This window comes from Telluria sp. ZB4P34 (assembly GCF_059686055.1).
The window spans coordinates 449,581-461,377 of record NZ_JCASIF010000002.1; the positions used below are offsets into that span (position 1 = coordinate 449,581).

Genomic DNA, 11,797 nt, shown 5'->3' on the forward strand with positions numbered 1-11,797 from the left:
GTCGAGATCATCTTGTCTATATCACCAGCTCAAGCGCCTACGGCCCCATATACCCCAAGCTTCCCGCGCGGCCTGCACGCACTGGGCGCGACGCTGGCCCACAGCGCCGCCCTGAAGGCGCGGCTGCAAGCGGAAAGCGATGCCGGGATAGGCGAGCTGATCGGCCGACTCCTGCATGAGGCCGGCAACTCGCCCCACAGCTTCCTTGCGATCCGCATGGCGGCGGCGCCGCAAGTCTGCGGCTACCACTGCCGCACTGGGACGGCGCTCAGCCATGGGCTGCTGCAGGAAGCCGCGGCCCAACTGTTCGATGCCATGGACGTGGCGGCCATCCACGAGGTCGAGGCGGCGGGTGTGCGCTTTGCCGCCATCCCCCTATGCGCCGACAAGGGCGAGCTGCTCGGCGCCTTGTGTCTGGCGCTGGACGCGACGGTGGAAGTCGATAGCGCGGCGCTGGCGCTGCTGGCCGAACACGGCGCCGCGCGCCTGTCGCAATTGTCGCGGCCGCGCGCCATCGCCGCGCACTCGGCCGAAGGTCCGCTGGAGCCGGGCGCCGTCAACGAAATCAGCCTGCTGCGCACCCTGATCGACAACATGCCGGACCAGATCTACGCCAAGGATTGCAGCGGCCGCTTCATCCTCGGCAACCGGGCCGCCGCGATGGCCATCCTGGGCCTGCCCGACGTCGGCGACCTGATCGGCAAGTCGGACCTGGATCTCTATCCTGTCGAATGCGGCCAGCGCTTCTTCACGGACGAGCAGAACATCATCCGCACCGGCGTGCCGATCCTCGACCAGGTCGAGGAAAACCTGTCCAGGGACGGTATCCTCCGGTATTACTCGACCACCAAGCTCCCCTTCTACGACGAGAACGGCGCCGTGGCCGGTATCGTCGGCATCTCGCGCGATGTGACCCAGCGCGTCAGCGCCAACGAAGTCGCCAGGTTGCGCGACCGCGCGGTCGAGTCGAGCCAGGACGGCATCGTGATCACCGGCGCGGCCGCCCAGGACTACCCGGTCATCTACATCAACCCCGCCTTCGAGCGGATCACCGGGTTCAGCCTCGAAGAGGCCAGGCACTGCGGCATCGAACGCTTCCTGCTCGACGCCGACGAACTGCCGCACAACGTGCTTGGCCGCGAGGCGCTTATTGCGCGCCATGGCCAGCAGCGCGTCTTGTGCTCGCTGCGCAAGGACGGCAGCCAGTTCTGGAGTGAGGTGCGGCTGGCCGTGATCCGTGCTGCGGACGGCACCGTCTCGCACTACGTGTTCACGGTGGTCGACGTCACCGCCGGCCATCGCGCCGAAGAAGAGCTGGTCTCGCTGGCCAACCACGATCCGCTGACCGGCCTGCCGAACCGCCGGATGCTGATGGAGAAAATGGCGCAGGCAGTGCGCAGCTTTGCCGACGGCGACTGGCGGCTGGCCGTGGCCTTCATCGACCTGGACGGCCTGAAGACCCTGAACGACCAGCACGGCCATGAAGCGGGCGACCTCTTGCTGCGCACGGTGGCCGAGCGCATCTCGCTGTGCATCCGCAAGACCGACATGATCGCGCGCCTGGGCGGCGACGAGTTCGTGCTGCTCTCGGTGCAGGCTGCGGGGCGCCCGGAACACCACGAGGATGGCGTGGTCGAGCTGCTGCGCCGGATCCAGGAACAGCTCGCCCAGCCGCTCGTGCTGGGCGAGCTGGTGGTGCATCCGACCTGCAGCATCGGCGTGAGCCTGCTCGGCCGGCATGGCAGCGATGCCGAGACCCTGCTCAAGCGCGCCGACGAGGCCATGTACGTCGCCAAGCGCTCGGGGCGCAACCGGATCGCATTCGCCGACGGCGCCTAGCGATCCACTACCCCGGCGCGGATCAGTCGATCAGCGTCTTCACCATCACCCTGCCGTCCGGCAGCGGGCTTTCCTGGCGCAGCATCAGCTGGCTGCCCTTGGCGAACCAGAAGGTCGATTCGCTACCGGGCCGGTTGTAGTCGGTCTTCACCACCCAGCAATCGACCGGGCCGGCGGGACCGGCGATGACGCCGGATCCGGTGACGCGGAAGCCGTAGCGCTGCGGGGCTGCCTGTCCACCCGGGTGGTAGAAGTTGATGCGCGCCTCATACCCCTCGGCCAGCGGCAAGGCCTGCAGGAATTCGATGTCGGTCTCGAAGTTGTAGCTCGGCTCGCCGGAGGCCACCACCAGGTCCTTCTGGGTGTTGCCGGCCAGCTCGCGCATGCCGCTGATCCTGTCCGGCGCGAACACGAAGCCTTCGACCACGCGCTTGCCGTCCCGCTCGCTGACGCGCTCGTGGCTCAAGGGGCGGAAGGTCCCCGCCTCGAACCACGAATCGACAGTACGCGTCGACGGGGTCGGCAGCACGCCGTCCCAGCGCTGAACGATGCGCATGAGCTTCTTCCCATCGCGCTCCTCGAAGCGGATCTCGCGGGTCCAGATGTCGATCGGCTGGTTCTTTGCCTGCTCTGCGCCGGTGCCTGGGGTGCGCATGAAACGCAGGTAGTGGTGCGTGCCCGGCTTGAGCAGCGCAAAGCGCGCCAGGGGCGTACCGACGTCGACGTTCACGCCGGCCGCCTGGGCGGACAGGCCCACGGTTGCGAACAGCAGGGCCAGCACGGCTGGGCGAAGGATGGACATGGATTCTCCTGGGCGAACGATGGGCACGAGTATCGCCCTGACCCGCCACCGCGGCAACAAAAAACGGATATGCATGCCGGCGGCGCTAGCGCACCGGCACGCCTTGCCTGCGCCGCCACAAGCCGGCGACGGGCGCGCCGAAGTACATCAGCGCGATGCCCGCCAGGATGCACAGCGCCGCCAGCAGCCTCGCGCCGCCGATCGTTTCGCCGTACACCAGGTGTGAGGTCAGGAGGCCCGCCACCGGCACCAGCAGCGACAGGGGCGCGACCTGGCTCACCGGGTAGGTCTTCATCAGGGAATTCCACACCCAGTAGCCGAACAGCGTAGTCACCCAGGCCTGGAAGCCAATCGAGAACAAGGCCTTCGGGCCCAGGAACACGTCGAGCCGGCTGAACGGCGCCACGCCCTTGATCAAGAGGGTCAGCGCGAACAGGGCGACGGTGGCGAAGGCGCAGGCCCAGACCAGGAAGGCAAACATGTCGCCTGGCCGCGCCCGGCGTACGATCACATTGCACACGCTCCAGGCCAGGGCGGCGGCCAGGATCAGCGCCGCTCCCGCCAGCGTGCCGCCGCTGCTGGAGAGCAGGATGATGGCCAGCCCGAGTCCCGCCACTGCCATGCCCAGCCAGCCCTGCCTGCCGATGCGTTCGCCCAGCACCAGGCTGGCCAGCACGATGGTGAAGAAGGCGCTGGACTGCAGCAGCAGCGAGGCCAGGCCGGCGGGGACGCCGGCGTGGATGCCCAGGTTGACCAGGCCCCACAGTCCGCCGCCAAACAGGGCGCCGTAGCCGGCCACGTAGCGCAAGCGGGTAGCAGGCCGCGGCACCACCAGGATCAGCGGGAAGGCGCTCAGGGCGAAGCGCGCGCAAGCGAGAGCGAAGGGATCGACGTCCGCCAGGCCGAGCCGGATGACGGAGAAGTTGGCGCCCCAGATCGCCGTGACGAGGATGCCGAGCAGGAGGTGTTTGATCGCCATGTGGTGCTTTCGTAATCGAAGGGATGTGGCGGCATGGCTATGCGTTCACGCCATGAAAATGCGCAATTCCGCAAGCTTCATATGCACCAACGCATATGCTTGCAGCTGCCGCGCGCAAAAAAAATAGGCCGGCGTGTCGCCGGCCGAAAACGGCAGCCTCGGGAGAGACGAAACAGGGCTGCCGGTATGGGACGCGCAGGCCCTACTCTACGAAGCCGCCGCACGCGGGTCCAATCACTTTTCCCCGGCCGGGCTCAGGATTCTTGAGGTCGAGGACGGCGCGGGAAAGCGGCGCCGAGCCTGTGTAGAATTCCTCACATTGCCACATCGAACAGGAAAGCACGCCCATGGATATCCACCAGCTCAAGTCCCTGGTCACGATCGCACGCTGCGGCACGGTCGCGCGCGCGGCCGAGCTGCTGCACCTGAGCCAGCCGGCCATCAGCGCCCACATCAAGGGACTCGAGGAGGAGTTGCGGGTGCGCCTGTTCGAGCGCCACGCGCGCGGCATGACGCTGACCAGCGCCGGCGAAGCCGTGTTCGGGCACGCCAGGCGCGCCCTGCACGCGGTGGAAGCGATCCGCGACGAGGCCAATACCCTGAACGGCGAGGTGGCGGGCGAACTGGTGATCGGCACCGTCAACGAGCCGGCTTTCCTGCGCCTGCCGGCATTCCTGCGCCACATGCGCGAGGCCGCGCCGCACGTCGCCATTTCGCTGGTGCAGGCAACCTCGGGGGCGGTATTGAAGAATATCGAGGATGGCGTGTTCGACGCCGGTTTCGTCGAGGGCCGGCTGGACGGCATCGCGGTCGACGCGCTGCTGCTCACCCCGGTGGAATTCGTGGTCGGCTACCCGGCCGCCTGGCGTGCACGGATCGAGCCGGGCGGCCTGGAGGCGGCGCTCGCCCTGCCCTGGATCGGCACGTCGGACGACTGCTCCTTCCACAAGCTGACGCGCGCCCTGTTCGCCGGCCACGGCCGCCGCTTCGCGCCGGCGCTGCGCACCGACGACGAAGCCCTGCTGCTCGAACTGGTGGGGCAGGAGGCGGGACTGTCGCTGGTGCGGCACGACATGCTGGATGCCTACGGCAAGGGCGACGTGCTTGCGCTGGCGGGTACGGTGGTCGACGCGGGCATGCATTTCGTCACCGCCCAGTCGCCTGCAAAACCGGGGCTGCTGCGGGTGGCGCAGCGGGCGATCCGCAGGGCCTGGCAGGCTTAGGTACGGAGTAGCATGTTTTGCCTTGAAAGGCACACGCTCTACACTGAGCCTTCAGCGTCTGCAAGCAGCTCAGCCTGTGTAAAAATCATCAGCTGGATCCGTAAGCCCGGTTTGCGGCAGAAAACGGGCATACGCAACTGGCAGCAGGCCCACAGTGGAGAATCTGGCTTAAGGTGCTTATTTTGATGACTAAAGTGATCGGAGAACGCACGGTATTCCAGATCCAGTGTGTCCACGAGCCGTTCGCCAAATCAGAGGGACGTGTATTCGGGCGTATGTGCCTTCGATTTGATCAGGACGTACTCGGCAATTTCGATGAACCTGCGTGCATGTTGAACGTCACGGCTGGGCACTTCGAGGATGCCTCGAAATGGCTGCCTAAGCACGATGAGCCTGAGTTATTCGCCCTGAGCGACGAAGAACTATGGAGACGGCTGGATTCTGCGTTATACGGCGACGACGACCGTCATATGGAGCAGATCCTCGCCGACGCACGACGTTTTCGCCGGTTTGACTTTTTGACGAGTGGCGGCGAATCCTTCGATCACTCCAAATCGTTTTATGTGGCAAACGCTCACGAGGTACGCGTTTTATTCAAGATGGCTGATCAGCCTTTGGTGGCTCGACGAGTCGACCGCGACGTATTTATCGAAACGCTTGAAGCCTGGCTGCTTTGGTTCGAAGGTGAAATGGCAGGCTCGCAAGAACCGGCAAAGTAGGAGGCTGACCCAGAACTTCCCCGCTACTTCGCCATCTTGCGAATGTCGGCGTCGAATTGACAGCTGACGAACACGAGGAGGAATGGCGCGCTCGCTCACATCACCGTCACCGTACTCGCCAGCCTCGCCCCGCCGCCCGCGTACAGCCCGGTAATGCGCTCTCCTTCCAGCTGCAGCTCGACCGTGATGCGCGAGGGGGACGGCGGCGTCATGTACGCGCCCTGCCGGATCAGCAGCGTAGGCCGCTTCACGCCCGCGCGCTCGTACAAGTAGCAGGCCAGCGGCCCGGCCGCCATGCCGGTCGCGGCTTCTTCCTCGATGCCGTAGTGCGGCGCGAACATGCGGGTGGTGGCGGCGAACGCTCCGTCCGTGACGGCGAACACGTAGTAGCCGATCGCGGCCATCGCGCTGCTCACCGCCGCGATCTCGTCCTGCCGTGGCGCCAGCGCCGCCAGCATCGCGTCGTCACGTACATGGACCAGCACGAAGCGGTTGCCGGTGCCGACCACGCAGGGCGGCGCGGCCACATCGTCCGGCGCGAGGCCCAGGCTGGCCAGGATGCGCGCCGCGCTCACGCCCGGCGCAAAATCCGCCTCGTCGATGTATTCCGGCGCCAGCTGCTCCATGAAGGCTTCCTGCCCGCGCAGCAGGATGCGGCGGGTGCCGTCGATGGTCTCCTTCGAGGACTCGGTCCCGCTGACCAGACTGCGCTGCGCCAGCAGCGAGAAGGTGGCGATGGTCGCGTGGCCGCAGTGGGCGATCTGGCGGCTGGGCGTGAAGAAGTCCAGCTTGACGCCGGCCACCTGCGAACGCGAGACGAAGGCCGTTTCGGACAGGCCGACCAGGCGCGCGATGCGCAGTTTCTCCTCGCTCGACAGGGCGTCGGCGTCCAGCACGACGCCGGCGGGATTGCCGCCCTCTCCTGCATCCACGAACGCGTTGACGATGTTGACGGTATGTGCCATGACTCCTCCATGCAAGAACGAGTCGGCACTGTAGGGCGACAAGGGCCAGCCGGTCCAATCACCTTTGGCCGGCGCCCCTCAGGAATCGTGATGGCCCGGCGGCCCTCAGACCATGTCGGCGAAGCCCACCCGGTCGGTGGTCGCGTTGCGCGCATCCTCGAGCCGCACCTTGTGCGCGGCCAGCAGCTGCTCCAGCGAGGCGTTCATGGTGTGGCAGCCCGGATCGCGCCCCGCGTTCATGTGGGCGCGGATGGCGCCGACGTCGCCCGTTTCCAGCATGCGCACCACGGCGCTGCCGGGGCTCAGGCATTCGGTGGCGAGGTGGTAGCGGTTGCCCTCCCTCGATGGCAGCAGCGCCTGGCACAGCACGCCGCGCAGGGCGTGCGCCAGCGCCTGGGCCTGGGCGTCGGAATTGCCCAGCAGGCGCAGCATCTTCTGCAGGCCCAGCTCGGTGGAGCGCGCATGCAGCGTGGCCAGCACCAGCGGGCCGGATTCGGCCAGGGCCAGCGCTTCCTGGGCCGTCTCGGCGTCACGGATCTCGCCGATCACGATCACGTCCGGGCGCTCGCGCAGCGCGTCCAGCGCGCCCAGGTAATAGCTCGCGACGTCGGCGTCCTCGCCCACTTCGCGCTGGGTGATGATGCACCTGCGCTGCGGGATCAGGGTCTCGACCGGGTCTTCGATGGTGATGATGTGGCCCGAACGCTGCTTGTTGATCTCGTCGATCATCGAGGCGATCGTGGTCGACTTGCCTTGACACGTATCCCCGATGATCAGGACCAGGCCGCTGGTCAGGCGCGCGAACTCCTGCTCGTCCTGCCACAGGCCCAGTTCGGACAGCGCCAGCGGCTCCTTCGGGAAGCGCCGGATCACGCAGCCCAGGCGCTTCTTGCCCTGGAAGCTGAAGCAGTTGGCGCGGATACGCGCCGTGTGCAGGTCGATCGAGCGGTCGAAGGCGCGCACCGCGATGCGCTCGGCCCAGTTCGGCTCGATGACGTCGAAGAATTCTTCCAGCTCTTCCTTGGTGATCGGCGAATCCGTCACCGCCACCAGGCCCTTGGGCTGGCGCAGCATCAGCGGGCTGTTCTGGTGGATGATGATGTCCGAGAACACCAGGCGCGAATTCAGCAGGTGCAGGATCTGCTCGACCAGGGTGCCGAAGACCGGGTGGTCTTCGTTCTCGATGTACGACAGGGTGGGGATCTGCGAGGACTGGTGGTGTTCCATCTGGCCGACACGTCAAAAGGGTTACAGGTGCCGGTTATTATAAAACCACGCCTCGCCAAAAATTGCATGAATGAAATAAAATTGTCGCGCCAACCACAGCGCGCCTTGCGCACTTGACAAGGCCGTCAGGGCGCGTCGCGGCAACCGAGCCCTGAGGGCCTCGGCAAGCGCTCAGTGCCGGAAACCGGCGATGATGCGGTCGCCGAACAGGGTAATCGCCACGCCCAGCGCCACCACGCAGGCGCCCAGCATGCGCACGTTCGACACCTTGCGCACCGCCATGTTGACCAGGCCGAAGTGGTCGATCGCCATCGAGGTGAGCAGCTGGCCTGCGATCACCAGCACGATCAGGCTCAGCAGGCCGATACGCGGCGCCAGGAACACGGTGCCGAACACGAAGGCCGCGCCCAGGAAGCCGCCGGCGAACTTCCAGGCCGGCTGGCCGGCGAGCGCCGCGAAGGTCGGCCCCAGGCCGCCGCGCGACAGCGCCACGCCGGCCAGCACGACGGTGCCGCAGCCGAAGGAGACCAGGGCGGCGACCACGGAATTGGCGCCGATCGAGGCGGCCAGCTGGGTATTCACTGCGGCCTGGACCGACATGGCCATGCCGACGCAAAAGGCCATCAATAAGAGAATCAGGTTCATTGCATCCTAAACCGGCTGCATGCCGGGGGAAAAAGCGCACGATTCTAGTGCAAACCGGGCGTTCCGGATAGCCATGCAGACCGCATGACATGCGAGCAGCCTGTCACGCCAGCGTGCATTCCAGTCCGTGGACCGTGCGCTTCGTCGCATTCGGCATGCGCCGGGCTCGGCATTTTCCTAGGATGGCGCCATCGACAACTTCAATCGAATACACAAGGAGACCACCATGAACAAGACCGCACTGCTGCGCAGCGCAGCGCTTTGCACCGCCCTGGCCGCCGCCCTCGCCTGCGCCAGCACCCCGTCCATGGCGGGCAGCTGGTCCTTCGGCGGCGAACGGGTGGAAGGCAGCGGCACCATCAAGCGCCAGGCCCGCCAGGTGGCGAACTTCACCGGCCTCGCCCTCGAAGTGCCGGGCAAGCTGGAGCTGCGCATGGGCGACAGCGAAGGCGTCACCATCGAGACCGACGACAACGTGCTTCCGCTGGTGGAAACCGTGGTGGAAAACGGCACCCTCAAGATTCGTCCGGCCAAGCGCAACCTGAACCTGCGCACGAAAAACCTCCGGATCGTCGTGAATGCACGCCAGATCGAGCGCCTGGCGCTGGGCGGTTCGGGCTCGGTGGAGGCGGACAGCCTGAGCGCGCCGCGCCTGAACATCGACTTGGGCGGCTCGGGCGAGATCAATGTGCGCAAGCTCGACAGCGAGTCGGTGGCCGTGACCCTGGGCGGCAGCGGCGACTTCAAGGCGGCCGGCGGCAATGCCCGCAAGCTGTCGGTGTCGATCGGCGGCTCGGGCACCGTGGACATGGGGCGGGTGCAGTCGGACAGCGCCAGCATCACCGTGGCCGGCTCCGGCGAAGCGACCGTGTGGGCCCGCAATGAGCTGAGCATGACCATCGCCGGCTCGGGCGACGTCAATTACTACGGCGACCCGCGCATCAGCAAGTCGATCGTGGGCTCCGGAGATGCACGCCGGATCGCGGCGGCGCCGCGTTGATTGGCGCCTGCTGCATCACGATATCCGTAGGGTGTACGGCTCTGCCGTACGCGCGTTCAACCAGTCCTGGCACAGACGAGCAGGCAGCTCTGACGTAATGTGAACGCGCGGTCGGCCAAGCGTGATCTGGTCCACTGGACCAGATCACGCCTACGGAAATCAATGTCCGGAATGGGCGCTGTAGGTCAGCGGCCGCACCGGCACATTCAGCTTCACGTCCTGGCGCTTCCCGGCCGCGTCCTGAACCTGCAGGGTCAGGCCGACGCTCTCGCCTTCCTTCACCTGGCGCTTCAGGTCCATCAGCATGATGTGGTAGCCGCCGCTGGCCAGGTTCACCGGCTTGCCGGCCGGCAGTTCGATCGCCTCGACGCGGCGCATGCGCATCATCTGCCCATCCATGGCCATCTCGTGCAGCTCGGCGCGGCCGGCCACATCGGACTGCACGCCGACCAGGCGCGCGGGGGCGCTCGACTGCACGCGCATGAAGGCGCCGGTCACCTTCTGGGCCCGCACGGTGGCGCGGATCCACGGGTCCGTGACACTCACCTGGGCAAGGGCGGAGGCGGAGAATACGGCGCCGGCGAGGATGGCAAGAAGCTGACGTGTCATGGCGGGAGACCGGTAAGTAGGTGGAACTGAAATTATAGCGTCACGGCCCGCCGCGCAGGTAGGCGCGCTCGACCAGCACCGTATCGACGCCGTCGGTCAGCCACACCTGGCCGTCCTGGATCGTGCACTGCAGCTGCATGTTGCGCTTGGCCATCTTCTCGAGCTGGACGCTGGCTTCGTTCGGGATGTTCACCACCGCGACGTTCCTGGCGCGCTCGATCTTGTTGGCGATTCCCTTGAACCAGATATCGCTGGTGGCGCTGTAGCTGTACACGAGCACCCGTTCGGAACGGCCGGCGGCCTTCAGCAGGCGCTTCTCGTCCGGCTGGCCGACCTCGATCCAGGTCTGGATGGCGCCGGTCAGGTCCTTGTGCCACAGGGCGGGCTCCTCGACGTCGAACAGGTCCTTGGTAAAGGCGAGCGCCGGGTCCGCGTGCAGGGCGAAGGCCAGCACCCGGATCATCACGCGCTCGTCGGTCTCGGACGGATGGCGGGCGATGGTCAGGGCGTGGTCGCCGTAGTAGTTGCGGTCCATGTCGGCGATCGACAGGTCGGCCTTGTAGATGGTTGCTTTGAGAGCCATGGGTGATCGGGAAGCGTAGCTAATGGTGGGGACAGCCCGCTATTGTCGCACGCGCCGCACCCGGCCGGGAAAGTGGCGGTATAGTGGGCGGTCCAGTCATCTTGCCAATACCATCGATCCGGAGACCCCCATGACCAATGCTTTTCCCCCGAACCAGCAGTTCCGCCTCGCCGCCCGCCCGCTCGGCCTGCCGCGCAGCGAAGACTGGCAGTTCCACGAAGAGGCCGTGGCCGAGGCCGAGGACGGCGGCATCGTCGTCAAGGTGCTGTACCTGTCGCTCGACCCGGCCATGCGCGGCTGGATGAACGAGGGCAAGTCCTACATCCGCCCCGTCGCGATCGGCGAAACCATGCGCGCCGGCGGGCTCGGCATCGTGGTCGACTCGCGCTCGGCGCGCTTCGCGGTGGGCGACTACGTGGCCGGGGGCACCGGCGTGCAGCGCTACTGGTCCGGGCCGGCGGACGACCGCACCGCCGCGTTCACCAGGGTCGACCCGCAGCTCGCGCCGCCGACGGCCTGGCTGAACACGCTCGGCATGCCCGGCATGACCGCCTTCTTCGGCCTGCGCGAAGTCGGCCAGCCCAAGGCCGGCGAGACCGTGGTGGTGTCGGGCGCGGCCGGCGCGGTCGGCATGACGGTCGGCCAGGTGGCGAAGAAGATGGGCTGCCGCGTGGTGGGCATCGCCGGCGGCCAGGACAAGTGCCGCTTCGTGGTCGAGCAGCTCGGCTTCGACGCCTGCATCGACTACAAGGCCGGTTCCGTCCACGCGGGCCTGAAGGAACACTGCCCGCAGGGCGTGGACGTGTATTTCGACAACGTCGGCGGCGACATCCTGGACGCGGTGCTCACCCGCATCAACATGAAGGCGCGCATCGTCATCTGCGGCGCAATCTCGCAGTACAACGCCACCAGCCAGGTCAAGGGACCGGCCAACTACCTGTCGCTGCTGGTGAATCGCGCGCGCATGGAGGGGATGGTCGTGTTCGATTATGCCCCGCGCTATGCGGAAGGCGTGGCTACCCTGGCCGGCTGGATGCGCGAAGGCAGCGTCAAGAGCATCGAGCACGTGACCGAAGGCTTCGAGCGCTTCCCCGAAGCGCTCCTGATGCTCTTCGAAGGCAAGAACCTCGGCAAGCTGGTGCTCAAGGTGGCGGACGCCTGACGCGGCGCCGGCGGGCGGCCTTGCACCGTCCGATCCGCCCCCTA

General features: G+C 66.7%; 12 protein-coding genes. 5 read left to right on the plus strand and 7 right to left on the minus strand.

What is annotated here, in order from left to right:
• Nucleotides 1–12 precede the first annotated feature (12 nt).
• A complete protein-coding gene (locus AC56KL_RS06525) occupies nucleotides 13–1,839 on the plus strand; it encodes a diguanylate cyclase domain-containing protein (RefSeq protein WP_497179335.1) in 1,827 nt (608 codons plus the stop codon).
• Nucleotides 1,840–1,861: 22 nt separating this feature from the next.
• Here the strand turns inward: AC56KL_RS06525 and AC56KL_RS06530 are convergent, their stop codons facing one another.
• Both AC56KL_RS06530 and AC56KL_RS06535 read right to left on the minus strand, forming a co-directional pair.
• Nucleotides 1,862–2,641, minus strand: a complete 780-nt coding sequence (locus tag AC56KL_RS06530) for a DUF3108 domain-containing protein (protein WP_497179336.1) — start codon at nucleotides 2,639–2,641, stop codon at nucleotides 1,862–1,864.
• A gap of 85 nt (nucleotides 2,642–2,726) precedes the next feature.
• A complete protein-coding gene (locus AC56KL_RS06535; RefSeq protein WP_497179337.1) occupies nucleotides 2,727–3,620 on the minus strand; it encodes an EamA family transporter in 894 nt (297 codons plus the stop codon).
• Nucleotides 3,621–3,967: 347 nt separating this feature from the next.
• On the opposite strand from AC56KL_RS06535, the gene AC56KL_RS06540 reads away from it, so the two are divergent.
• Both AC56KL_RS06540 and AC56KL_RS06545 read left to right on the plus strand, forming a co-directional pair.
• Entirely contained in the window at nucleotides 3,968–4,843 is an 876-nt protein-coding gene (locus AC56KL_RS06540) for a LysR family transcriptional regulator (RefSeq protein WP_497179338.1), read from the plus strand.
• Between the two features lie 185 nt (nucleotides 4,844–5,028).
• Entirely contained in the window at nucleotides 5,029–5,562 is a 534-nt protein-coding gene (locus AC56KL_RS06545) for an Imm42 family immunity protein (RefSeq protein WP_497179339.1), read from the plus strand.
• Between the two features lie 95 nt (nucleotides 5,563–5,657).
• On the opposite strand, the gene AC56KL_RS06550 is transcribed toward AC56KL_RS06545, so the two are convergent.
• The 3 genes from AC56KL_RS06550 to AC56KL_RS06560 all read right to left on the minus strand — a co-directional run bounded on the left by AC56KL_RS06550 (nucleotide 5,658) and on the right by AC56KL_RS06560 (nucleotide 8,399).
• On the minus strand, nucleotides 5,658–6,527 hold the full coding sequence (locus AC56KL_RS06550) for a PhzF family phenazine biosynthesis protein (protein ID WP_497179340.1): 870 nt from the start codon (nucleotides 6,525–6,527) through the stop codon (nucleotides 5,658–5,660).
• 105 nt (nucleotides 6,528–6,632) lie between these two features.
• The gene (locus tag AC56KL_RS06555; RefSeq protein ID WP_497179341.1) at nucleotides 6,633–7,754 is read right to left on the minus strand and encodes a type IV pilus twitching motility protein PilT; all 1,122 of its coding nucleotides are present in this window, start codon (nucleotides 7,752–7,754) and stop codon (nucleotides 6,633–6,635) included.
• Nucleotides 7,755–7,925: 171 nt separating this feature from the next.
• A complete protein-coding gene (locus AC56KL_RS06560; RefSeq protein ID WP_497179342.1) occupies nucleotides 7,926–8,399 on the minus strand; it encodes a DMT family transporter in 474 nt (157 codons plus the stop codon).
• 226 nt (nucleotides 8,400–8,625) lie between these two features.
• On the opposite strand from AC56KL_RS06560, the gene AC56KL_RS06565 reads away from it, so the two are divergent.
• Nucleotides 8,626–9,399: a head GIN domain-containing protein gene (locus AC56KL_RS06565; protein ID WP_497179343.1), complete on the plus strand. Its 774-nt coding sequence runs from the start codon at nucleotides 8,626–8,628 to the stop codon at nucleotides 9,397–9,399.
• A 159-nt stretch (nucleotides 9,400–9,558) separates the two neighbouring features.
• Here the strand turns inward: AC56KL_RS06565 and AC56KL_RS06570 are convergent, their stop codons facing one another.
• The gene (locus tag AC56KL_RS06570; RefSeq protein ID WP_497179344.1) at nucleotides 9,559–10,008 is read right to left on the minus strand and encodes a copper chaperone PCu(A)C; all 450 of its coding nucleotides are present in this window, start codon (nucleotides 10,006–10,008) and stop codon (nucleotides 9,559–9,561) included.
• Between the two features lie 40 nt (nucleotides 10,009–10,048).
• On the minus strand, nucleotides 10,049–10,591 hold the full coding sequence (locus tag AC56KL_RS06575; RefSeq protein ID WP_497179345.1) for a YaeQ family protein: 543 nt from the start codon (nucleotides 10,589–10,591) through the stop codon (nucleotides 10,049–10,051).
• Between the two features lie 130 nt (nucleotides 10,592–10,721).
• On the opposite strand from AC56KL_RS06575, the gene AC56KL_RS06580 reads away from it, so the two are divergent.
• The gene (locus AC56KL_RS06580) at nucleotides 10,722–11,753 is read left to right on the plus strand and encodes an NADP-dependent oxidoreductase (protein ID WP_497179346.1); all 1,032 of its coding nucleotides are present in this window, start codon (nucleotides 10,722–10,724) and stop codon (nucleotides 11,751–11,753) included.
• Nucleotides 11,754–11,797: the final 44 nt, after the last annotated feature.